At 69.3% G+C, this 21,639-nt stretch carries 22 protein-coding genes; 17 read left to right on the plus strand and 5 right to left on the minus strand.

From position 1 onward, the window contains the following. The first annotated feature begins 72 nt into the window (after positions 1–72). The 8 genes from ACIQMV_RS32740 (at position 73) to ACIQMV_RS32775 (ending at position 7,079) form a co-directional block, all read left to right on the plus strand. A complete protein-coding gene (locus ACIQMV_RS32740; RefSeq protein WP_402596860.1) occupies positions 73–1,293 on the plus strand; it encodes an SGNH/GDSL hydrolase family protein in 1,221 nt (406 codons plus the stop codon). A gap of 462 nt (positions 1,294–1,755) precedes the next feature. Continuing rightward, positions 1,756–2,958 carry a molybdopterin-dependent oxidoreductase gene (locus ACIQMV_RS32745; RefSeq protein WP_402596861.1) on the plus strand — a complete coding sequence of 401 codons (1,203 nt, stop codon included), beginning with the start codon at positions 1,756–1,758 and terminating at the stop codon, positions 2,956–2,958. A gap of 2 nt (positions 2,959–2,960) precedes the next feature. Continuing rightward, entirely contained in the window at positions 2,961–3,464 is a 504-nt protein-coding gene (locus tag ACIQMV_RS32750; protein ID WP_402596862.1) for a hypothetical protein, read from the plus strand. Next, a complete protein-coding gene (locus tag ACIQMV_RS32755) occupies positions 3,461–3,970 on the plus strand; it encodes a class I SAM-dependent methyltransferase (RefSeq protein WP_402596863.1) in 510 nt (169 codons plus the stop codon). The genes ACIQMV_RS32750 and ACIQMV_RS32755 overlap by 4 nt, the downstream gene beginning before the upstream one ends. A 47-nt stretch (positions 3,971–4,017) precedes the next feature. Next, positions 4,018–5,154, plus strand: coding sequence for a molybdopterin-dependent oxidoreductase (locus tag ACIQMV_RS32760; protein ID WP_402596864.1), 1,137 nt, complete (start codon positions 4,018–4,020; stop codon positions 5,152–5,154). A gap of 2 nt (positions 5,155–5,156) precedes the next feature. Beyond that, positions 5,157–5,561 (plus strand): hypothetical protein, encoded by a 405-nt coding sequence (locus ACIQMV_RS32765; RefSeq protein WP_402596892.1) that lies wholly within the window; start codon positions 5,157–5,159, stop codon positions 5,559–5,561. Between the two features lie 58 nt (positions 5,562–5,619). Continuing rightward, the gene (locus ACIQMV_RS32770) at positions 5,620–5,973 is read left to right on the plus strand and encodes a hypothetical protein (RefSeq protein WP_402596865.1); all 354 of its coding nucleotides are present in this window, start codon (positions 5,620–5,622) and stop codon (positions 5,971–5,973) included. A 53-nt stretch (positions 5,974–6,026) separates the two neighbouring features. Next, the gene (locus ACIQMV_RS32775; RefSeq protein ID WP_401782509.1) at positions 6,027–7,079 is read left to right on the plus strand and encodes an NAD-dependent epimerase/dehydratase family protein; all 1,053 of its coding nucleotides are present in this window, start codon (positions 6,027–6,029) and stop codon (positions 7,077–7,079) included. 232 nt (positions 7,080–7,311) lie between these two features. Here the strand turns inward: ACIQMV_RS32775 and ACIQMV_RS32780 are convergent, their stop codons facing one another. Beyond that, a complete protein-coding gene (locus ACIQMV_RS32780; protein WP_402596866.1) occupies positions 7,312–7,470 on the minus strand; it encodes a hypothetical protein in 159 nt (52 codons plus the stop codon). 146 nt (positions 7,471–7,616) lie between these two features. Here ACIQMV_RS32780 and ACIQMV_RS32785 point away from each other — a divergent pair, with 146 nt between their 5' ends. The 5 genes from ACIQMV_RS32785 (at position 7,617) to ACIQMV_RS32805 (ending at position 12,632) form a co-directional block, all read left to right on the plus strand. Beyond that, on the plus strand, positions 7,617–8,312 hold the full coding sequence (locus tag ACIQMV_RS32785; protein ID WP_402596867.1) for a glycosyltransferase family 2 protein: 696 nt from the start codon (positions 7,617–7,619) through the stop codon (positions 8,310–8,312). Next, on the plus strand, positions 8,309–8,965 hold the full coding sequence (locus tag ACIQMV_RS32790; RefSeq protein WP_402596868.1) for a DUF2064 domain-containing protein: 657 nt from the start codon (positions 8,309–8,311) through the stop codon (positions 8,963–8,965). The genes ACIQMV_RS32785 and ACIQMV_RS32790 overlap by 4 nt, the downstream gene beginning before the upstream one ends. Then, positions 8,962–9,837, plus strand: coding sequence for a methyltransferase domain-containing protein (locus ACIQMV_RS32795; protein ID WP_402596869.1), 876 nt, complete (start codon positions 8,962–8,964; stop codon positions 9,835–9,837). The genes ACIQMV_RS32790 and ACIQMV_RS32795 overlap by 4 nt, the downstream gene beginning before the upstream one ends. Before the next feature lie 34 nt (positions 9,838–9,871). Further along, on the plus strand, positions 9,872–11,296 hold the full coding sequence (locus tag ACIQMV_RS32800) for a glycosyltransferase 87 family protein (protein ID WP_402596870.1): 1,425 nt from the start codon (positions 9,872–9,874) through the stop codon (positions 11,294–11,296). Positions 11,297–11,861: 565 nt separating this feature from the next. Further along, positions 11,862–12,632 (plus strand): alpha/beta fold hydrolase, encoded by a 771-nt coding sequence (locus ACIQMV_RS32805; protein ID WP_402596871.1) that lies wholly within the window; start codon positions 11,862–11,864, stop codon positions 12,630–12,632. 19 nt (positions 12,633–12,651) lie between these two features. On the opposite strand, the gene ACIQMV_RS32810 is transcribed toward ACIQMV_RS32805, so the two are convergent. The 3 genes from ACIQMV_RS32810 to ACIQMV_RS32820 form a co-directional block, all read right to left on the minus strand. Then, positions 12,652–13,998 carry an IS630 family transposase gene (locus ACIQMV_RS32810; RefSeq protein ID WP_402596872.1) on the minus strand — a complete coding sequence of 449 codons (1,347 nt, stop codon included), beginning with the start codon at positions 13,996–13,998 and terminating at the stop codon, positions 12,652–12,654. 45 nt (positions 13,999–14,043) lie between these two features. Further along, positions 14,044–15,126, minus strand: a complete 1,083-nt coding sequence (locus tag ACIQMV_RS32815; protein ID WP_402596873.1) for an IS630 family transposase — start codon at positions 15,124–15,126, stop codon at positions 14,044–14,046. A gap of 64 nt (positions 15,127–15,190) precedes the next feature. Beyond that, a complete protein-coding gene (locus ACIQMV_RS32820; RefSeq protein WP_358730624.1) occupies positions 15,191–15,586 on the minus strand; it encodes a VOC family protein in 396 nt (131 codons plus the stop codon). Between the two features lie 529 nt (positions 15,587–16,115). Between ACIQMV_RS32820 and ACIQMV_RS32825 the strand changes: the two genes are divergently transcribed. Together ACIQMV_RS32825 and ACIQMV_RS32830 are read left to right on the plus strand one after the other, a co-directional pair. Beyond that, positions 16,116–18,359 carry a M14 family metallopeptidase gene (locus tag ACIQMV_RS32825; RefSeq protein WP_402596874.1) on the plus strand — a complete coding sequence of 748 codons (2,244 nt, stop codon included), beginning with the start codon at positions 16,116–16,118 and terminating at the stop codon, positions 18,357–18,359. Between the two features lie 355 nt (positions 18,360–18,714). Further along, a complete protein-coding gene (locus ACIQMV_RS32830) occupies positions 18,715–19,065 on the plus strand; it encodes a hypothetical protein (RefSeq protein WP_402596875.1) in 351 nt (116 codons plus the stop codon). Positions 19,066–19,161: 96 nt separating this feature from the next. Here the strand turns inward: ACIQMV_RS32830 and ACIQMV_RS32835 are convergent, their stop codons facing one another. Continuing rightward, the gene (locus ACIQMV_RS32835) at positions 19,162–19,509 is read right to left on the minus strand and encodes a VOC family protein (protein ID WP_402596876.1); all 348 of its coding nucleotides are present in this window, start codon (positions 19,507–19,509) and stop codon (positions 19,162–19,164) included. Between the two features lie 260 nt (positions 19,510–19,769). Between ACIQMV_RS32835 and ACIQMV_RS32840 the strand changes: the two genes are divergently transcribed. Both ACIQMV_RS32840 and ACIQMV_RS32845 read left to right on the plus strand, forming a co-directional pair. Beyond that, positions 19,770–20,597 carry a transposase family protein gene (locus ACIQMV_RS32840; protein ID WP_402596877.1) on the plus strand — a complete coding sequence of 276 codons (828 nt, stop codon included), beginning with the start codon at positions 19,770–19,772 and terminating at the stop codon, positions 20,595–20,597. 176 nt (positions 20,598–20,773) lie between these two features. After that, on the plus strand, positions 20,774–21,208 hold the full coding sequence (locus ACIQMV_RS32845; RefSeq protein WP_402596878.1) for a VOC family protein: 435 nt from the start codon (positions 20,774–20,776) through the stop codon (positions 21,206–21,208). Positions 21,209–21,639 lie beyond the last annotated feature (431 nt).

Raw genomic sequence — 21,639 nt, forward strand, 5'->3', positions numbered from 1 at the left:
CCGACGATGTCCCCCCACAACAAGGGAAGCGTGGCGGCGGGTCGCCGACCACGTCGCAGATCCTGGCCGACCGTGGCCGGCGCGCTGACCGGCTGTGCCCTCACGGTCGTTCCGCTGAGCACCACGAACGTGGCGAGCGCCGCCACGTCGTCGTGGCAAGGCAAGGGCACACGGGTCAGCGCCTGGTCGCCCAGCATGACGACCGGCGGCCCGTCCTTCAGCAACCAGAGCATCCGGATGGTGGTCCACAGCAGCGTCGCGGGCTCGGGCGCTCGCATCACCTTGTCCAACCGGTACAGCACCGACCCGCTCGAGATCAGCGCCGTGGACGTGGCCGTCCAGGCGAGCGGCGGAGAGGCTGCACGCGGCACCACCCGGAACGTCTCCTTCGGAAACTCCGGCCACGTCACGATCCCCGCCGGCCAAGAGGCGGTCAGCGACGTCATCCCGATCTCGGTCAGCGCCGGGGAGAACCTGCTCGTCAGCCTCTACGTGCCCGGCACGACGGGCACGTCGACCTGGCACTCCGACGCATTCGACACGACCTACATCGCCTCCGGCAATCACATCGGTGACGACAGCGCTGCCGCGTTCGGCACCACCACGACCTCCTGGTACTACCTGGCGGGGCTGGACGTCGTGTCGCCGACAGCGAAGGGCACCGTCGTCGCCTTCGGCGACTCCATCACCGACGGCTACCACTCCTCCACGGGCACCTACACCCGGTGGCCGGACTTCCTCGGGCGCCGGCTGGGCGCCGACCGGGGCCCGCAGAAGCTGAGTGTCGTCGACGCCGGCATCGGTGGCAACCGGGTCCTCACCGACGTGCCCAACCTGTGGCAGGGGGTCAGCGCCCTCAAGCGCTTCGGGCACGACGCCCTCGGCCAGCCAGGCGTCAAGGACGTGATCCTCTTCGAAGGCATCAACGACATCGGCAACAACGCCGGCCCCAACGGCCGGCCGCTGACCGCCCAGGACCTCATCAACGGCTACCGCACCCTGATCGACGAGGCTCATGCCGCCCGCGTCAACGTCATCGGTGCAACGCTGATGCCCGACGAGGGCAACGGGTACTACACGCCCGCCGCCGAGGCGATCCGCCAGAACGTCAACCAGTGGATCCGCACCAGCGGAGCCTTCGACGGCATCATCGACTTCGACCGGACCATGCGCGACCCCGCGAACCCGTCCGCTCTCAAACCCGCGTACGACTCAGGTGACCACATCCACCCCAACGACGCGGGCATGAAGGCGATGGCCGACGCCATCGACCTGCGGCTACTGCGCACCTGACACACGCGGGCACCGGCCCCCTCCGAGGCGGGGCCCCCGAGGATCGTGCGACCCGTCGAGCCGTGCGGAGCGCCGGTTCAACCGTTCGGCTGGCGACAGACACCCGCATGCACGACAGACACGGAAAGCCGACCCGATCTGTGGAAGTTTGTAGCGGACGCCTGACAGACGATGACGGCGCGGGGGCGATCCCCGTTCCGAGAGTCGGCCCGGGGACGGAGGAGGTATCCGATGGACAGCGGCGGACGGCCGCCGGCCCCGGGCTCCGGCGGGCCGCAGCGCCCGAGTTCGGACGAGGGTCATACGCAGGGGCGCCTCGAGCGCGTTCGCGCTGCTGTGGCGGCGCGGGCCGCCACGTGGGCCGCTCGTACCCGGGCCCTCGTGCGGCGGGTCGAGCGGATTCCGCCGCCCCCGGGGCCGTTCCGTCCCGGCTTCTGGCGCAGTCCCCTCCGCGGGCCCTGGATGACGTCCGTGTTCGGACTGGTGCTGCTGATCGGCATCCCGCTGCTCTTCGTCACGGGGATGCTCTCCTACGCCGCCTACAACCCGGGACTCGGCCGCATCAACGACCAGACGCCGGAGAAGGGCCTGCTGGGTTTCTACCTCTTCGCCTGGCCCACCCATCCGTACTGGCTGTACCGGCTGACCCAGGGCGTGCACGTGACGCTCGGCGTGGTCCTCGTGCCGGTGCTGCTGGCCAAGTTGTGGTCAGTGATCCCGAAGCTGTTCGAGTGGCTGCCGGTCCGCTCCGTCGCCCACGGACTGGAGCGGTTGTCCCTGCTCATGCTGGTCGGCGGGGTGATCTTCGAATTCGTCACCGGCATCGTCAATATCCAGCTCTTCTACGTCTTCCCCGGCTCCTTCTACACCCTGCACTTCTACGGCGCCTGGGTGTTCATCGCCGCGTTCGTCGTCCACGTGTGCCTCAGACTCGGCCGGATGACCCGCGCCCTGCGCTCCCGCAGCCTGGCCGCCGAACTGCGCACCGACCTCGCCAACACACGGCCCGAGCCCCCCGACCCCGACGGCCTGGTCCCGATCGCTCCCGCGCCGCCGACGATGACCCGGCGCGGCGCGCTCGCCATGGTGGGGGGCGGATCGCTCCTCCTCCTGGTGGTCACCGCGGGACAGAGCATCGGCGGCTTGCTGCGCAACACCGCCCTTCTCGCGCCCCACAACCGTACTCCGGGCAGCGACCCGAACAGCTTCCAGATCAACAAGACGGCCGCTTCCGTCGGCGTCACGCCCGCGCACGTCGGCCCCGCCTGGCGTCTGGAGATCCACGGCCCCGGTCCGACGCTCGTCTTCACCCGCGCACAACTCATGGCGATGCCCCAGCACGCCGCCGCACTGCCGATCGCCTGCGTGGAAGGATGGTCCACCCCCAACCAGCAGTGGAGCGGCCTTCGGCTGGCCGACCTCGCCGCCATGGCAGGCCTCCCCGACGCCGGAAGCGTCCTGGTGCAATCCGTCCAACCACCAGGGCCTTACAGCTCGGTGGTCCTGCGGGGCAACCAGATCCACGACCCTCGATCGCTGCTCGCCCTGCACGTCAACGGCGCGGACCTCTCACTCGACCACGGCTACCCAGCCCGCGTCATCGTCCCGGCCAACCCCGGCGTGAACAACACCAAGTGGGTGCACCGGCTCACCTTCAGGACGTGACCATGGCACGCTTCGTCCGCTGGTACGGCTCCGGCCCCCTCCATCTGCTCGTCCTGATCGCCTCGTTCGCCATCACCGGCTACGCCCTGGTGCGCCTGTTCGCCGTCCGCCCGCTCGAGGTCGCGATCTGGTTCGTCGGCGCGGCGGTCCTCCACGACCTGATCCTGCTGCCCCTGTACTCGCTCGCCGACCTGTCGGCACAGGCTGTCCTGCGGCATCGCGCCACCCGCATGCCACAACCACCGTGGATCAACTACCTGCGCGTGCCCGCCTTTCTCTCCGGTGTGCTCCTGCTTGTCTGGTTCCCCCTCATCTTCGCCCTCTCGACCCCCTACCCGGGTGCCACCGGATTGTCCATGGACGTCTACCTCGGCCGGTGGCTGGCCATCACCGCCGTGCTCTTCGCCGCCTCCGCCGTGGCCTTCGCTCTCACGCTCCGCCGCGTCCGGCGGGCCGCCCACGCCGATGAGGAACGACCCGCACCAGGTCACGGCGCTGCATCGTGACGACCGACGAGGACGGCTCGCCCTGCGCCGGGGGAGACCCTTATGCGCTCGCCCTGCGGGCCGGCCACGGACCGGTGTACCTGCGGCTGGCGGACGGGTGCCGGATCCGGATGCCGGTGCATCGCTGGTACGCGCAGCCCACCCTGGCCGACGAATCCGTGCTCAATCGCTGCGTCGGCCCCGTTCTCGACGTCGGCTGCGGACCGGGCCGGCTGTGTCGGGCACTCCTGAGTCGCGGAGTCTTCGCGCTCGGCATCGACGTAACCCCCCGCGCGGCGGCCCATACCGCCGCTCTCAGCAGGATCGCACTGTGCCGATCGGTGCTCGACCGGCTACCGGCCGAGGAAGGCCGGCAGACCGTCCTGCTCATCGACGCCGGCATCGGAGAGGTCGCAGCTGCCGAGGCTTCGGCGTCTACGTGCGCAGACGCCACGTCACCCACGCCACCGGCGAGCGGCGGCCGCCACAGCAGGTCGCCCCAAGACTTGGACGTCCCTGTTCCGTAAGGGGTCCGGGCGTTCCGCGCCGGCCTTGCGACGGCTGTGATGGGGATATGCGATCGCGATTGTTTCCGCCTGTGTTCAAGGGCAGGTTGCACGATGCCCGCACGGCGACCTCGATCGGACGGTGGCTCGGCCTGGCCTTCGTGGTCTGCTTCGTCACCGGTCTGATCAGTCATGTGCTGCAGCATCCGCCCGGGTGGCTGGCCGATGACCTGCCGAGCCGCCCGGTGTGGGGCTACCGGATCACGCAGGGGCTGCACGTCGCCTCGGGTATCGCGGCGATTCCGCTGCTGCTGGCGAAATTGTGGACGGTGTACCCGCGGCTGTTCGCCTGGCCGCCGGTGCAGTCGGTGCGGCACGCGCTGGAGCGGTTGTCGGCGGCCGTGCTGGTGGCGGCGGCCGTCTTCGAAGTGGCCACGGGATTGCTGAACACCGCACAGTGGTATCCGTGGCCGTTCTCCTTCGTGCCGGTGCACTACGCCGTGGCCTGGCTGGTGGCCGGAGTGCTGGTGCTGCACGTGGCGGTCAAGGCCCCCGAGATCCGGGCCCACTGGAGCCGGCGATCGCCGGGAACCCTGGCTCTGCCGGAGGAGGACGGGCCCGACCGGCGTTCGCTGCTGGTTGCGGTGGCCGCGGCGGTCGGTGCGGTCACCGTGACCACGGTGGGCCAGTCCTTCACGCCCCTGAAGGACCTCGTCCTGCTCGCACCCCGCCATCCGGATCACGGCCCCCAGGGCCTGCCGGTCAACCGCACCGCCGCCGCGGCCGGAGTCGGCCTGATACCCGCCGAGCGCTACCGTTTGACGGTCGCCGGACCGCGGTCCTGCACGCTGACGCTGGATGAGCTGCGGGACCTGCCGCAGCACGAGGTGGTACTGCCGATCGCCTGCGTGGAGGGATGGAGCAAGTCCGCCCGGTGGACGGGCGTTCGGGTCATCGACCTCCTCGAGCTTGCCGGCGCCCATCCGCACGCCCGCGTTCGCGTGGTGTCCCTGCAGAGTCGGGGCGGATACCGGGTCTCCGAGATGGGGCACGAGCACGCCCGCGACCCGCTGACCCTGCTCGCTCTGCGTCTCAACGGCGAGGAACTCTCCCCCGACCACGGCTACCCGGTGCGTTTGATCGCCCCGAACCGGCCCGGTGTGCTGCAGACCAAGTGGGTCGGCCGACTGGAGGTGCTGTCATGAGGATGAGCGTGGCGCGGCTCCTCACGGGTGTGATCGGCCTGTCGCTGATGGGCGTCGGCGCCTCCCTGCTGCTGGACGTGCGTGACCTGCCGGGTGTCCTGGTCTGGCTGGGCGGGGCGGTGGTGCTGCACGACGTGCTGATCGCACCTCTGGTGCTGCTCATCGGGTGGGTACTGGTCCGCGGCGGTGTGCGCGGGCCGGTCCGCGGGGCACTGCTGGTGGCGGGCGCTCTGACGGCGGTGGCCCTGCCGGTGCTCCTTCGCCCGGGGAAGCCCGCCAACTCCTCGGTCCTGCCACTGGACTACCCGCGCAACTGGCTGTTCACGATGGTGGCGGTGGCGACGGTCACGGCCTTCCTGCTGGCCGCGCGGGGAATCCGCCGCAGCCGACGGCGGCCACCTTCGTAGGTCTGCCTCCACGCTCCGGCGGCGGGCCGTCTCACGGGTGGCTTACATACCTGCGGAAGTGAGCGGCGTCGGGCTTGGCGGGCTCGTGGCCCTCGGACTGCTGGTGCCGCTGTGGGGCAGGCCGCGCCGCGACGCCGAAGGTGCCCTGACCGTACTCGCCCGGGCGGGCCGCATCTGCTACGCCGCCTCTTACACCGGGCTGGACACGGTGGCGGGCATCTCCACCGGGACGGTGGCGGGCGGCGAGGTGCACGAGGTGGTGGGGCGGCTGTTCGCGGCCGGCGACGAGCTGGGCCGGGCCTCGGGGCCGTCGGCCATGCTCGGCTTCGCCGTGGGCTACGGCCTGCCGGCGCCGGCTGCCTCACAACCCGACGACGCTCGGTCTGTGGCGGGAAGGCTTACGAACCCCTGACGATCCGGCGTCGTACCGTCGCCGGGAGGGCCCGTGGCCGTACGGTCGGTGGCATGTTGATCCTGGTCACCGGAGGCGCGGGCTTCATCGGCTCGCACGTCGTCACCGCCCTTACCGGCGCCGGGCACGGCGTGCGCGTGCTCGACGCGCTGTTGCCCGCCGCGCACCGCACGTCCCCGCCCATCCCCGACGGGGTGGACTGGAGACACGCGGACGTGCGCGACGCGGCGGCTGTGGCCGAGGCCCTTCAGGGTGTGGACGTCGTCTGCCATCAGGCGGCGATGGTCGGGCTCGGCAAGGACTTCGGCGACGCTCCCGCATACGTGGGCTGCAACGACCTGGGCACCGCGGTGGTGCTGGCCGGCATGGCCGAGGCCGGGGTGCGTCGTCTGGTGCTGGCGAGTTCGATGGTGGTCTACGGAGAGGGCCGCTACGAGTGCCCGTCGCATGGCGTCGTACGGCCGGGGCCGCGCAAGGTGGCGGACCTCGACGCGGGCCGCTTCGATCCGCCCTGCCCGAGGTGCGGTGAGCCGCTCGCCCCCGGCCTGGTGACCGAGGACGCCCCGCTTGATCCGCGCAACGTCTACGCCGCCACCAAGCTCGCGCAGGAGCACCTGGCCTGCGCGTGGGCGCGCGCCGTCGGCGGGCGGGTGGCCGCACTGCGCTACCACAACGTGTACGGGCCCGGGATGCCGCGTGACACCCCGTACGCGGGCGTCGCGTCACTGTTCCGGTCCGCTCTGGAGCGCGGCGAGGCGCCGCGCGTGTTCGAGGACGGCGGCCAGCGGCGGGACTTCGTCCATGTACGGGACGTGTCCGGTGCCAACCTCGCGGCCCTGGACGGTCTGTCCGGTCTGCCGGAGGGGACCGCGCGGGCGTACAACGTCGGCAGCGGCGAGCCGCACACGGTGGGGGAGACGGCCGCCGTCCTGGCCGAGGCGCATGGCGGGCGGGCGCCGGTGGTCACGGGCGAGTACCGGCTCGGCGACGTCCGCCACATCACCGCCTCGTCACGCAGGCTGCGCGACGAACTGGGCTGGAAGCCGCAGGTCGCCTTCGTGGACGGAATGACGGAGTTCGCGACGGCCCCGCTGCGAGCGGGCTGACGTTTCCCCCCGGCCGGCGTCGGCCCCGACGAAGGAGGAAGGGCCGGCCCCGCTTCTCCCGCAGAGTGGGTCCGGCTCCCGGTGTGCTCCGCAGACAGCGGCGGGCAGGCGGACCTCGAAACGGCAGCCGCCGGGGACGTTGCACCACACGGTGCTGATCAGCCGTAGCCGTGCCAGGGCGTCCTCGATCTTCTCGCGCAGGCGTCGTCCGTGGACGGTGATGGTGGACTGGTCACCGAACTCCCCTTCCCCACACCCCGCGCATCAACTCCTCTCGGCTCGTCGCCTGCCCGGGCTTGCGCAGGAAGTGCTCCAGCGGTTCGGACTCTCCGATGATCAGGGGGACCTCGGAGACGGTGGGGGCGTCGTCCACGACGAGTGCGCGTTTCACGCCACCGAGTCTCGCACCGGCTTTCGGCCGTCGGCGGGAGCGGCGGTGGACGTCAGCGATCCGTAAGATCGTCAAATCCCTTTTGCCCCTTCCGTCCTCGTAGGGTGAGTGGGGTGATCGAGACATCTCCCTCTTCGCCTGCTCCTGTGGACGTGGTGCTTCCCTGCCTCGACGAGGCGGAGGCCCTGCCGTGGGTCCTGGACCGCGTCCCGTCTGACTGGCGCGCGATCGTCGTCGACAACGGCTCCACCGATGGCTCGGCGGACATTGCCCGCGCCCTCGGGGCGCATGTGGTCCACGAACCGCGTCGCGGCTTCGGCGCCGCCTGCCACGCCGGCCTCGCCGCCGCCACGGCCGACGTCGTCTGCTTCTGCGACTGCGACGCCTCCCTCGACCCGGCGCTTCTATCCGCCGTCGCGGGGCCCGTTCTCGACGGTTGCGCCGACCTCGTACTGGGTCGCCGCAGGCCTGTCACGCGCCGCGCCTGGCCCCTGCATGCCCGTCTGGCCAACGTGGAGCTGGCCCGCCTGATCCGCCGGCGCACCGGACTACGACTGCACGACCTCGGCCCGATGCGCGCCGCCCGCCGCGAGTCCCTGCTCGCCCTGGGCCTGACCGACCGGCGCTCCGGCTACCCGCTGCAGATGGTGGTTCGCGCCGCCGACGCAGGCTGGCGGGTGGAGGAGACGGATGTGCCGTACCGGCCCCGTACGGGCCGCTCGAAGGTCACCGGCACCTGGCGCGGTACCTGGCAGGCCGTACGGGACATGCGAGCCGTCCTCGCCGAGCGTCCCGCCGCCGACCCGGTGTCCGCGGTGACCACCCGGGGAACCGGACGATGAGCGCCCGGCTCCCGGTCACGGGGCCGGCCACGCTGCTGGTCATCGCCAAGGAACCCGTCCCGGGGCGGGTCAAGACGCGACTCACCCCGCCCTACACGCCCCAGGAGGCGGCCGCTCTGGCCGAGGCCGCCCTCGCCGACACCCTGCACACGGTGCTGGAGGCCCCCGCACGGCGCCGTGTCCTCGTTCTCGACGGTGCACCCGGTCCCTGGTTGCCGCCCGGCTTCGACATCGTGCCCCAAGAGGCCGGCGGCCTGGACGAGCGGATCGCGGCCGCCTTCGGCCACTGCGACCGCGGACCGGCCCTCCTTGTCGGCATGGACACCCCCCAACTGACCACGGACCTTCTCGCGGGCATCGGACGCGAGGGCCACGACGCCTGGTTCGGTCCGGCTGCGGACGGTGGGTTCTGGGCGCTGGGTTTCGCGGCCCCGGCGCGCGCCGCGGCTCTCGTACGGGGCGTGCCGATGTCCACCGACCGCACCGGGGCGATGCAGCGGTGCCGACTCGTCCAGGCGGGGCTGAGCGTGAGCGACCTGCCGAAACTGCGCGATGTGGACACCGCCGCCGACGCCGCCGCGGTCGCCGCCTGCTGCCCACCCGGCTCGCGCTTCGCCGCCACCGTGAACTCGCTCGCGGAGGCCGGTCGGTGAGCGGCACTACGAGCGGTACGGACCCTGCCCTCACCGGGTGGACGACGCGGACCGCGGCCCGACGGCATCCGCAGACCGTGGTGGCGTGGCCTGCCCCGCTTCCTGCGCGGCCGTATCCCGCGGATCGGCTTGGTTCAGCGGAACTGGGCGAGCCGTGGACGGACGACCCCTACGCCGACGCCCTGCGCACCGGGCGCGGCCCGCTCTTCCTACGCCGCCTGTCGCCACCGGTCCTTGCGCACGGCGCCGGAGGAGAAGGGGAACTGCTGCCGCTGGACGTCGAGCGCTGGTGCGCTGCCCCCGACGCCGCCGACACCGGCGTTCTGCACCGTTGCACCGACTCCGTTCTCGACGTCGGCTGCGGGCCGGGACGTCTGGTGGCGGCGCTGGCTGCCAGGGGCATCCGGGCGCTCGGCGTGGACGTCAGCCCGTCCGCCGTGGCCCGTACCCTCCAGCGCGGGGGTGTCGCCGTGCGCCGGTCCGTGTTCGACCGCCTGCCGGGGGAAGGCCGCTGGGGCACCGTCTTGTTGATGGACGGCAACGCCGGCATCGGCGGCGACCCAGTCGCCCTCCTGGTCCGCCTCCGTGCCGTGGTCCCGCCCGGCGGGCGCCTGCTCGCGGAGGCCGCACCGCACGACGTGGACGAGCGCCTCACCGTCCGGGTCGAGGACGCCCACGGCCGGCACGGCCGCCCCTTCCCCTGGGCCCGCGTCGGCACCACCGCCCTGCTGCGTGCAGCCGAGGCCGCGGGTTGGATCCTGACCGGCCGGTGGACGGCCGAGGGCCGCCCGTTCGTGGAACTGCACCGCCCGCAGCCGGGGCGTCACGGCGGCGCGACACGGCCACCGGAAGGCCCGAACGCCCATGAGTGATACCGCCGCCTCGCGGCATCAACCTCCCGAACCGATGCCCAGTCAGCCCGCCGCACCCATGAACCGCACCTCGGCCCGTGTCAGCATCATCGTCAGCGCGGTCCTCCTGGCCGCACTCACCGCCGTCGTCCTCGACACCGTTCGCGCGGGCGACAACCAGAGTGACCCCGGCCGCCTTCTGGCCGGATACGCCCTCGCCTGGGCGCTGTTCGCCGCCGCGGTGTGGGCCGTGCGCAAGGCCCCGGAGCGAGCCGCGACGGGACTGGTCCTGGCCGGTGCGGCCGCCATGGCGCTGGCCGCGCTCGCCGCACCGCCCCGCACCAGCAACGACATGTACCGCTACGCCTGGGACGGCCGCGTCCAGGCCGCCGGGATCTCCCCGTACGCCCACCCGCCCGCCGCACCTGAACTCGCCAAGCTGCGCGACCAGTGGCTGTTCCCCACCGAAGGCTCCTGTCAGGGCTGGGGACTGACCCGTACGGACAGCGGCCTGTGCGTCCGCATCAACCGCCCCACCGTCCCCACCATCTACCCGCCTGTCGCCGAGGGCTGGTTCTTCGCCGTCCATGTCCTCTCACCACCTGACAGCCGCCACAAGCCACTCCAAGCAGGCGGCGCCGTCCTGGCGTTCGGCACCACCGCCGCCCTGCTCGTCGTGGGCCGCCGACGCGGCGACCCGCGCCGGGCCCCGGCCCGCACCGCTCTGTGGGGGTGGTGTCCGGCCGTCCCCTTCGAAGCGGTCAACAACGCGCACATCGACACCCTCGGCGTCCTGCTCACCGTGCTCGCCCTCGGCACCGCCACCGCGGGGGCCCGCCGCGGCGCACTTCTCGGCGCCGCGATCGCCGTGAAACTGCTGCCTGTTCTGGCGTTGCCCGGCGCTCTGTCCGGGCAGCGCAGCCCGGGGCGAGTGCTGCGCCTGGTGTTGGCGGTGCTCGCTGCAGTCGTGCTCGCCTACCTGCCCTACGTCATGGCCTCCGGCGCGGGCGTCCTGGGCTACCTGCCGGGCTACCTCCAGGAGGAGGGGTACGAACCCGGGGACGTGCACCGTTTCGCCCTGCTGCGGCTGCTGCTGCCGGACGCCGCCGCAGAAGTGACCGTCATCGTGCTGCTCGCGCTGACGGCCCTCCATGTGTGGTGGCGCGGCGACCCGGCTCGCCCCTGGCGCGGTGCCCTGTTGCTGACCGGCACGGCCTTGCTGCTGGTCTCACCCAACTACCCCTGGTACTCACTGATCGTCGTCGGTCTCGTCGCCCTCGACGGCCGCTGGGAGTGGCTGACCGTCACCGTCGCCGGCACCGTCCTCTACCTCGGCGGCCGGCTGCTGCCCGACTTCCCCCTCCAGGCGTGGGCTTATGGCACGGCCGCCGTGTGCGTCGCGCTCGGGGCCTGCCTGCGCGCCGCTCCGGCACGGCACCTTCTGGACCGACGCCGCGGCCGGTGCCAGCCCCGCATCTGACACGGTTCAAGGACGTCGGCCGGGCGCCCCGGGGCACTCGCCGCCGCCGCGAGCCCGGGCGCCGCACGCCGCGGACACAAAGCGCCGGCTCGGCATCGACGACCCAGCCCAGGGGGTGAGCACGTCCACCGATTCGACACCTTCGTAAGAGAGCGGGTGGGTACGGGGCTGTCCGCGCATGCCTTCACCACTTCAGCAACGCGGTGCCGGGTGGTCGGCCGCCGTCTCCCCGGACTGTTGCCGGTTGGATCCTCAGTCACCCAGAGACGCTTCCGGAGAACGAGCGGCTGAAGCTCAAGTCTGTTCTGACCCACTGCCCCTAGCTGGACGCCCTTCCCGGGCACGTCCGCCCTTGCGGGCAGATGCTCACCCAGCTCCGGGGAGAACGGCTCCCTGAGTGGATCGAGGCGGTCCGAGCCGACGACCTGCCCAGCCTGCACACCTTCATCAACGGCCTTGAACGGGACCTCGTTGCCATCACTGCCGGCCTGACCCTGCCGTGGAGCTCAGGCGTCGTGGAAGACCACGTGACCTTGGGCAACTGGATCCCCGCATACTCACGACCATGACCTCAACGATCCCGCCCGAGCCGAAACGCGCGGCCATGATGGCGGCTGGGCGTCGCCTGTCCTTTCTCGACTTCGGTGGATCGGGTCGCCCTCTGTTGGCCCTGCACGGCCACTTCGGAGAAGGCCGCACCTTCACGCGCCTGGCCCGGGCGCTGGGCGACTCCTGGCGGGTCATCGCGCTCGACCAGCGTGGACACGGCCGCTCCGACAGCTCTCCCGACTTCTCCCGCACCTGCTACGTCGAGGACGCTGCGGCCGTACTGGAACATCTGGGGATCGACGCCGCGGTCGTACTCGGCCACTCCCTGGGAGGCGTCAACGCCTACCAGCTCGCGGCACGGCTACCCGGGCTTGTGGACGCATTGATCGTCGAGGACATCGGCGCCGAGGTCGATGGCGACCTGTCCTTCAGCCTGTCCTGGCCACACCGGGCACCGACCCGGGCCGAGCTGCTGGAAGAAACCGGCCTGTCGGCGAGCCACCTCTTGGACGCCGTCCGTGAGTACCCCGACGGATGGGGCCTTGCCTTTGACCCGAGGGACATGAACGCCTCACAGCAGCACCTCAACGGGGATCACTGGAACGACTGGCTCGCCGGCGACTGCCCGGCCTTGCTCATCCGCGGCAGCCGCAGCACGGTGCTCAGCGCCAAACACGCGAAGGACATGGCGGCACGGCGTCCCCATACCTGGCTTGTTGAACTCCCGGCCTACGTGATGGTTGCAGTGTGTGACGGGGTGCGGGTGCCCGCTCGCGGCCTAGTGTGATGCGCCGGAAATCGCGGGCTTAAGTCTCTCGCTGGTTCTCGGTGGCTGGCGGAGTGACCTTGGTGAGGTAATCGGTGAGGGATTTGAGGATCTCGTCAGCGGTCTTGGTCCAGGTGAAGGGCCTGGGGTTCTCGTTCCACGAGTCGATCCAGGCCCTGATGTCGTCCTCCAGCGCCTTCACGGAGGTGTGGACTCCGCGGCGGATGAGTTTGTCGGTCAGCAGGCCGAACCACCGCTCGACCTGGTTGATCCAGGAGGAGCCGGTCGGGGTGAAATGGACGTGGAAGCGTGGGTGCTTGCCCAGCCACGCTTTGATGTCGGGGGTGTTGTGGGTTGCGTAGTTGTCACACACCAGGTGCACGTCGAGTCCGGCGGGAACCGCCTTGTCTATCGTGACCAGGAACTTCTTGAACTCGATGGCTCTGTGGCGGCGGTGCAGTTCACCGATGACGGTCCCATCGGCGATGTTGAAGGCAGCGAACAGGCTGGTGATGCCGTGCCGCAGATAGTCGTGGGTGCGCCGTTCGGGCATGCCCGGCATCATCGGCAGGACAGGCTGCGAGCGGTCCAGCGCCTGGATTTGGGCTTTCTCGTCCACGCATAACACCACTGCCTTATCGGGCGGGTTGTGGTACAGGCCAACGACGTCGACGACCTTCGCGACGAACTGCGGGTCGGTAGAGAGCTTGAAGGCATCCTGCAGGTGCGGCTTGAGGTCGAACCGTTTCCAGATCCGGCCGATGGTGGACTTCGACAGCCCGGTGCCGGCGGCCATGGACGCCCGCGACCAGTGTGTGTCCCGGCCAGGAGTGGATTCCAGCGTCGCGATGACCACGTCCTCGACCTGGTCGAGCAGGATGGACGGCGGCCGCCCCGGCCGCGGTTCGTCGACCAGTCCGTCCAGCCGCCGCTTGACGAACCGGGCCCGCCAGCGGTTCACCGACTGCTCACTCACACCGAGTTCGGCTGCCACCTGCTTGTTCGTTCCACCCTCCACGCACCGCAGCACGATCCTGGCCCGCAAAGCCAGGAACTGGGCGGTCTTCGCGCGCCTCGCCCAACGCATCAACTGATGTCGCTCGGCCTCGCTGAGCACCAGTGCTGCCTTGCGCCGGCCTGACCGCGGCCTGTCCGTCAGTCCTTCGAGCCGATGGGCAACGAACCGCGAACGCCACTTCCTCACGGTGTCCGTGGTCACCTTGAGCTCCGCAGCCACACGCGTATTCGGCACCCCGTCGGCACACATCAGAATGATCCGGGCCCGCTCGACAAGGCGAGGCCCCACCGCCCCGTCCACCCAGCGCGACAACTCGGCGAACTCCGCATCGGACAGCCTGACTTCAACAGCACGAGGTCCTGGCGACATGACAACACACTACAGACTTAAGCCCGCGATTTCCGGCGCATCACACTAGTGTCCTGAGTCGGGAATTCGATTCAGATATCCGGCGAGGCGTTCAAGGATCTCGTCCGCGGTCTTCGTCCAGACGAAGGGCTTCGGGTCTTCGTTCCAGATCTTGATCCAGTTGCGTATGTCCTTCTCCAGGGCCTGGACGTTCTTGTGGGCGCCTCGCCGTATCTGCTTGTCCGTCAGCAGCCCGAACCACCGCTCGACCTGGTTGAGCCAGGAACTGCTGGTGGGCGTGAAGTGCACGTGGAAGCGGGGGTGCGCGGCCAGCCATCGCTGGATGGCAGGTGTTTTGTGGGTGGAGGCATTGTCACAGATCAGGTGCATGTCCAGGCCGGCGGCCACCTCCTTGTCGATCCGGACGAGGAACTTCTTGAACTCCACGGCCCGGTGACGCCGGTGGATCTGCCCGATGACCTCGCCGGTGGCGGCGTTGAGTGCGGCGAACAGGGTGGTGACGCCACCGCGCACGTAGTCGTGGGTGCGCCGCTCGGGCATGCCCGGCATCATCGGCAGCACCGGCGCCGACCGGTCCAGAGCCTGGATCTGCGTCTTCTCGTCCACGCAGAGCACCAGCGCGTGCTCGGGCGGTGCCAGATACAGCCCGACCACGTCGCGGACCTTCTCGATGAACTGCTGGTCCTTCGAGAGCTTGAAGGTGTCCACCAGATGGGGCTTGAGGCCGAAGGTCCGCCAGATCCGCGAGATCGCCGACCGGGACAGGCCCACCTCCTTGGCCATCGCCCGCGTCGACCAGTGCGTGGCGTCCCTCGGCGTGCTCTCCAGCGTCCTGACGATCACCTCTTCCACCTGATCGTCGGTGATTTTCCTCGGCCCGCCCGGACGAGGCTCGTCGGTCAGACCCTCCAGCCGGTCGCGCACGAACCGGGCCCGCCAACGGCTGACCGTATGCGCCTCGACACCCAGACGGGCCGCAACGTCCTTGTTCCTCTGGCCAGTTGCGCTCTCCAGCACGATCCGACACCGCAGAGCCAGAGCCTGCGAAGAAGTCCGGCGCCTGGCCCAGCGGGTCAACGTCTCGCGTTCATCATCGGTCAGCACCAGCTCGGCCTTCGGCCGTCCCATCCTCGCAATCCGACCCGAATGCCGCACCCGGACAGATTACGAAGCGAATTCCCGACTCAGGACACTAGTTCTGCGGTGCCAGGGTGCGCAGGACGCAGAACTCGTTGCCCTCGGGGTCTGCCATGACCACCCAGTTTCGGTCTGAGCCCTGGCCCACATCCGTCCTGGTGGCGCCGAGGCCGAGCAATCTGGTCACCTCGTCCTCGGTACTGCCGTCGATCGGGCTGACGTCGAGGTGAAGCCGGTTCTTCACGTTCTTGCCCTCGGGCACCGGGATGAACAGCAGAGTGGGCGACATCTGGCGGGCCCGAACATCTTCGACGGTCGGCACCCAGGAGCCGATCTCGACCTTGCCCCTGCTCCGGTCGATCACCTCGAAGTCCAGGACCTCGCACCAAAAGGCCGCGAGCCTCTCCGGATCGTGGCAGTCAACGGCCAACTCGGTGAACCTGCTTGTCATGACTCCCCCAGATAGTGCGGACGGGGCTCAGAGTATGCCGCCCGTCCGACAAATCCGAGATCTTCCCGACCAGGACCACGGCTTGACTCAGCATCAGATTCGCGAGAAGCCCTGGTATTGAGATCTCCTCGGCAACGCGACCGTTGCGGTGCGTGATCATGCGTCGGACGGCGGGGTGGCCTGAATAGCCCCGTTGCGAAGTGCCCCAATTTGGGGTTGCGGAGATCTTGACGGCGCTTTACCTCTCCCAACAGACTTCCCACAACTTGGGTGCCTCGCCCGACTCACACCCCCGTCTCGGGAGGGCGCGCCAGATGGAGGAAACTCGATGAGGAGTCCCCGAAGAGCGCGGCATTACGCGCTCTTGCTCGCAATTCCCTTGGCGGTCACCATGAGTGCCCTTCCGGCGCTCGGCGCCCCCACGAGCCAACCGGTCACACCCGACCGCGATTCCAGCACCGCCCAGAACGGTGTCGCACTGATGCGCATCGTCGTCCCCGATAAGTCGGGGGTGGACAAGCTTGACGCCATGGGTGTCGATTTGGCCGAATACAGTAAGCCGGTCGACAACGGCATCGAAGTGCACGCCGTCCTCAGCCCTGATGAGACCGAGAACCTGCGTGACCAGGGCTTCGACGTCCAGAACCCCATTTCGGACCAGGGCGATTACAACGCGAACATGCGCGCCCGTTCGCAGGCGGTCGCGATCGAGGCCGCCGACGCGGCCGAGGCTGACACGCTCACGCTTCTGCGCGCCGAGTGGTTCACCAGCCTCAACAACCAGCGGTTCCTGTCGGTCGAGGTGAAGTCCAGCGCGACGGACGCCCAGACCGTCCTCACCGCCTCTTGGAACAGTGGCAAGGGCACCGAGCCCGGCTCCGGCGGGACGGCGACGATGTCCCGCTTCACCGACGCCGGCCAGTACATGTACCACCGGTTCAGCGCTCCGCTGGCCATCACCGAGGCCCCCGCCACGGTCACCGTCACCAGCAGCCGCGGCGGCACGATCACCGTGCCGGTGACCAAGTGGCTGGGCGACCCGGTCAAGGCACCGAGCCCGAACTACGTATCGGACTTCGTCGACCACTACATGGACCCGACCGAGGTCACCGACCGGATCGTCGGTCTCGCCAAGGAATTCCCGAACATCTCGGAGATCATCAATCTCCCGCACAAGACGAACGGCTACCGCCGCCAGGCGCAGGCGCAGTTCGGCACGGGTTCGGGGACCGCACTGGCGAGCACGTTCTACGTGACCTCCAAGGCGTACGGCAGTGAGGGCGGCAACGACCTCAGCATCACGCTGAAGAACCCGGGAACGACCAACGCTCCGCTGTCGGTCGCGGTCAACGGCAAGGAATTCGTGGTCAACCTGGCCACGGACGCCTCCGGCGCGATCACCAGCACCGCGGGCCAGGTCGTGAACGCCATCAACGCCAACGCGGCGGTGTCGACCCTGGTGACCGCCAGCCTCTACCGGACCAGCAATGGCACCGGTGTGGTGGCCGCGGCCCCGGCGACCCCGCTGACCGACAGCCTCAAGGCGCCGGCGAGCGTCTCGCGTGAGCCGTTCCAGATGAAGGCGATCCGGATCGGCAAGCACCGGGACGGCTCGAAGACCGGTGTGTTCCTCTACTGCCAGGAGCACGCGCGCGAGTGGGTGACCCCGATCACCTGCGTGGAGACCGCCGAACGGTTGCTGCGCAACTACGCGCGGGACGCGAACACCAAGAAGCTGGTGAACGACCTTGACATCTTCATCATCCCGACGATGAACCCCGACGGCGCCCACTACTCAATGTACGACTACAACATGCAGCGTAAGAACATGGTCAACTACTGCGCTGCGGACAACTCGGACCCGGCACGCCGCAACTCCTGGGGCGTCGACCTCAACCGCAACTTCTCCGTCGGCAGTGGCTTCGACGGCTACACCGGCGGCAGCACCAGCTGCACCGGCGAGACCTACTCAGGTCCGTCGGAGCTGTCGGAGCCGGAAGCGCGCAACGAGGTGTGGCTCGCGAACAACTTCAAGAACATCAAGTTCGCGATGAACACCCACTCCTACGGCGGCTACTTCATGTGGCCCCCGGGAGCGTACAAGTCCGCCGGCCGTGAGGTGCTGCCGCGGACGGACATGGGCACGGAGAACTACTTCTGGAACGCCTCCACCCACATCCTGTCCGCCGTCCAGGACTGGCGCGGCACCGGCATCCAGCCGGGACGCACCGGCCCCGTGGTCGACGTGCTGTACTCGGCGGCCGGCAACAGCGCCGACGAGTTCTGGTACAACAACGGCATCATCGGCTGGGACTTCGAAGTCGGCACGGACCTCTACGACCCGGCCACCAAGAAGTACAACGCGGTCGGCTTCCAGCCCCCGTTCAGCGAGGGCCACGAGGAGGCCATGGAGTTCTCCAACGGCCAGATCGGCATCCTCGATGTCGCCCGCGCCTACGACAAGGACCACCAGCAGCCCACGTCGAAGCTCGCGGTGACCGACGCGTCCGCCACCTCGACGACGTTCACCTTCACCGTGGACGAGCCGGCGAACGTCTACTACACGCTCGACGGCAGCCGCCCGACGATGAACTCGCCGAAGCTCGCCGCCGCGGGCATGCGCGAGGGCGCCGAGAAGATCACGGTCGACAAGAACACCGTGGTCCAGTGGTTCTCCATGGACCTCGCGGGCAACTACGAGCGGAACTACAAGCCCGACGGCAACGGCAAGAACTACAACAAGCAGAACGTAACGGTCGGCGGCACGAACTAACCCTCCGCTGACCCTCGGCCAACCAGCCCCGGCCCGTGCCACCCAGGCACGTGCCGGGGCTGTCTGCTGAGGTGCAACCGCGATGCCGGTCGGGAACGTGCCGGATGCGGCCCGTCGGCCCAATTCACCGGGGGACGCCAGAACACCTCGGGGTCAACGACTACCTCGGCGACGCGCGATCCGATGACCTGGTCGAGGTTGCCCGCGCCCTACGCACCTGCGCGGGGCGCGCACTCCGAAGGCCGACGAAGTCCGAGCCGCTATGCGAAGGGGCGTCGCTAGCCTCCGGTGCGCGGGGCGCCCGGACATGCCGCGACCGGAGCGTCCGCAGCCTTCACGGCGGTACGGTCTCGCCATGCCTACGCCGACCCGAGCCGAGGAAGCCCTTGCGGCCGTGCTGGCCGGCGTTCCACGCCCGAGCGAAGAGAACGGCGATCTACGAATCCTGGACTCATGGACTGTGGGCGAAGACACGATCTGCGTGGCCTATCAAGGCTGGTGGGAAGACGGCACGATCGGTCTGCGCCGCCGGATCGATGACGACTTGCCAGTGAGCTGGGTCGTCGGCCAGATCCTCGACGCCGAGTTGGGCGAGCCTCCTGGCGGCCTGATCGAAGGCGCAGAGCCAGACAGCAGGGGCATTGTCTGGTGGCATGGCGAGCCGCCTGAGTGGTGGAAGAACGCGCTCCTCAATCCCGCCCGCTGACCGTTGCGAAGTAACCGGATGTCTGCCGCGATGTGCTCGGGCGGCATAGCGTCCGCTTCTGCCGCGACCTGAGCGGATCTGCGGCAGTTCAGAGGTTCAGCCGAGATCGCACTCCAAGGCTCGATACCCTTCGCCATGCGCCGTGACATGACCGACGCCGAGGCCGAGCAATCTGGTCACCTCGTCCTCGGTACTGCCGTCGATCGGGCTGACGTCGAGGTGAAGCCGGTTCTTCACGTTCTTGCCCTCGGGCACCGGGATGAACAGCAGAGTGGGCGACATCTGGCGGGCCCGAACATCTTCGACGGTCGGCACCCAGGAGCCGATCTCGACCTTGCCCCTGCTCCGGTCGATCACCTCGAAGTCCAGGACCTCGCACCAAAAGGCCGCGAGCCTCTCCGGATCGTGGCAGTCAACGGCCAACTCGGTGAACCTGCTTGTCATGACTCCCCCAGATAGTGCGGACGGGGCTCAGAGTATGCCGCCCGTCCGACAGATCCGAGATCTTCCCGACCAGGACCACGGCTTGACTCAGCATCAGATTCGCGAGAAGCCCTGGTATTGAGATCTCCTCGGCAACGCGACCGTTGCGGTGCGTGATCATGCGTCGAACGGCGGGGTGGTGACCTGGTGTCGGACAGAGGTGAAGCCCCTGGTAGGAACAGGTCTGCGAAGATCGCGTTCCGTACGACCAGAGGCTCCACGTGACGTCCAGTATCACCTATACCGCTGTGCTCGATGTCCGCAGGGCAACCGCCGAGCATCTCGCGAAGCTGCTGCGCGGGCACCGCAAGCGGCTCGGAACCCGCAGGGGCACCCGCACGCTGGGCGTCTTCAAGCAGGCGGTGCTGGTGCTGCGCTGGTTCGTCGACGGCACCCGGCTGGTCCAGCTCGCCCGGGACAACGACATCTCGGTGCCGACCGCGTACCGCTACCTGCATGAGGGGCTGACCGTGCTCGCCGACCACGCGCCCGATCTGTCCACCGCGCTGGAGCGGGCCGCGGCGGCCGGGTACACCCATCTGAACCTGGACGGCACCGTGATCCGCACGGACCGTGTCGGGGCCGCCGGCCCGAACGGCGCCGATCTTTGGTGGTCTGGGAAACACAAGCATCATGGCGGGAACGTGCAGGTCATCTCGGCCCCGGACGGCTGGCCGCTGTGGGTCTCCCCGGTCCGGCCGGGCCGCGAGCACGACACCACCTGCGCCCGCGCCCACGGCCTGGTCAACGCCCTGAACCGGCTGGCCGCCACCCTGGGCGTCCCCACCCTGACCGACCTCGGCTACGAGAACGCCGCAGACGGCCTCCGCCACCCGGTCAAGAAGCCCAAAAGCGGCGAACTCGCCGAGTCTGACAGGGCGTTCAATGCGGTGATCCGGGGCGTCCATGCCGTCGCCGAGCGCGCCAACGCCCTGCTGAAGGTCACCTTCAAGGCCCTGCGTAGAGTCAGCCTCGACCCTGCGGCCATCACCCGGATCGCCCGAGCCTCCCTCGTCCTGCTCCAGATTGAGCACGGACGCACCACCTGATCCAAGATCACAAACCGTCATGAGCCGTTACCGAGAAGGGTTCATGGTGTGACGACAGCTACTGACAACAGAGGTGGCACACGGCAGCGGCCGGCAGGGGCCTTCCCCCGACAACATGCGGATCCTCACCGGAAAATGAGCAACAGCGTCCCCCGTCCCGCTGCTATGGTGCGCCGATGCCGTCGATCAAGCAGTTCCAAGTCACCTTCGACTGCGCGGAACCTGAGCGCGTCGCTCGCTTCTGGTGCGAGGTGTTGGGGTACGTCGTACCGCCGCCACCGGACGGGTTTGCCACGTGGGACGAATTCAATCGCTCGCTGCCGCCTGAGCGACAGGGCTCAGCGTTCGCCTGCAGTGACCCCTCAGGCGTGGGCCCGCGAATGTACTTCCAGCGCGTACCCGAAGGCAAGGTCGTCAAGAACCGGCTACATCTTTGCGTGCGGGTCGGCACCGGGCTCGTGAGTGAAGAGCGCCTCGCCACACTCGAGACCGAGTGCGCACGGCTGGTCGCGCTCGGCGCGGTACGCGTGCGGCTGCTGCGTGCCGACGGCGTCAATGAGTCGTGCATCGTGATGCAGGACATCGAGGGCAATGAGTTCTGTCTCGACTGAGCGTCCTCCGAGACGGCGAGGTGGGGAGCCGTCTCCCTCGGGCCTCTCTTGAAGGCCGTCCCGTGACCGGTGTCCCCTGGCGCGATGTGCCGGAAAGCTGCGGACCCTGGGGCCAGGTCTGCGCTTTGCGCTCCAGCACCGCAAGCGGCCGGAGCTTCCTCACGAGCGCCATGCTTTCCCCCACCCGGCGGCGCTGATCGCCCCTCTGTGAAAGGACCGCCCAGCTGACGCCGCAGTTGGGAAGCATTCTCCCCACACTGGCGTTGCGGGCTCCGGCCTGGCACGGAGCGCGGAGTCCCCGCCGACGCGCAACAGTGCCCTGAGGACAGCCGATCCCCCGCCGCGCCGACCGCCAGCCACAGCCCGCCCCACTCTCCTTTTTAGGTTCTGGGATCAGCTGCGAGAGGCGTATAGGGGGATGTCGGGGTCAA

It is taken from the genome of Streptomyces sp. NPDC091412 (assembly GCF_044756885.1).
Lineage (GTDB): Bacteria > Actinomycetota > Actinomycetes > Streptomycetales > Streptomycetaceae > Streptomyces.

Excerpts from the sequence above, each read along its gene's own strand:
- ACIQMV_RS32745 (WP_402596861.1), top strand. The coding sequence starts at position 1,756 with ATGACGTCCGTGTTCGGACTGGTGCTGCTGATCGGCATCCCGCTGCTC.
- ACIQMV_RS32750 (WP_402596862.1), top strand. The coding sequence starts at position 2,961 with ATGGCACGCTTCGTCCGCTGGTACGGCTCCGGCCCCCTCCATCTGCTC.
- ACIQMV_RS32760 (WP_402596864.1), top strand. The coding sequence starts at position 4,018 with ATGCGATCGCGATTGTTTCCGCCTGTGTTCAAGGGCAGGTTGCACGAT.
- ACIQMV_RS32765 (WP_402596892.1), top strand. The coding sequence starts at position 5,157 with ATGAGCGTGGCGCGGCTCCTCACGGGTGTGATCGGCCTGTCGCTGATG.
- ACIQMV_RS32775 (WP_401782509.1), top strand. The coding sequence starts at position 6,027 with ATGTTGATCCTGGTCACCGGAGGCGCGGGCTTCATCGGCTCGCACGTC.
- ACIQMV_RS32790 (WP_402596868.1), top strand. The coding sequence starts at position 8,309 with ATGAGCGCCCGGCTCCCGGTCACGGGGCCGGCCACGCTGCTGGTCATC.
- ACIQMV_RS32800 (WP_402596870.1), top strand. The coding sequence starts at position 9,872 with ATGCCCAGTCAGCCCGCCGCACCCATGAACCGCACCTCGGCCCGTGTC.
- ACIQMV_RS32805 (WP_402596871.1), top strand. The coding sequence starts at position 11,862 with ATGACCTCAACGATCCCGCCCGAGCCGAAACGCGCGGCCATGATGGCG.
- ACIQMV_RS32810 (WP_402596872.1), bottom strand. The coding sequence starts at position 13,998 with ATGTCGCCAGGACCTCGTGCTGTTGAAGTCAGGCTGTCCGATGCGGAG.
- ACIQMV_RS32815 (WP_402596873.1), bottom strand. The coding sequence starts at position 15,126 with ATGGGACGGCCGAAGGCCGAGCTGGTGCTGACCGATGATGAACGCGAG.
- ACIQMV_RS32820 (WP_358730624.1), bottom strand. The coding sequence starts at position 15,586 with ATGACAAGCAGGTTCACCGAGTTGGCCGTTGACTGCCACGATCCGGAG.
- ACIQMV_RS32825 (WP_402596874.1), top strand. The coding sequence starts at position 16,116 with ATGGGTGTCGATTTGGCCGAATACAGTAAGCCGGTCGACAACGGCATC.
- ACIQMV_RS32830 (WP_402596875.1), top strand. The coding sequence starts at position 18,715 with ATGCCTACGCCGACCCGAGCCGAGGAAGCCCTTGCGGCCGTGCTGGCC.
- ACIQMV_RS32835 (WP_402596876.1), bottom strand. The coding sequence starts at position 19,509 with ATGACAAGCAGGTTCACCGAGTTGGCCGTTGACTGCCACGATCCGGAG.
- ACIQMV_RS32845 (WP_402596878.1), top strand. The coding sequence starts at position 20,774 with ATGCCGTCGATCAAGCAGTTCCAAGTCACCTTCGACTGCGCGGAACCT.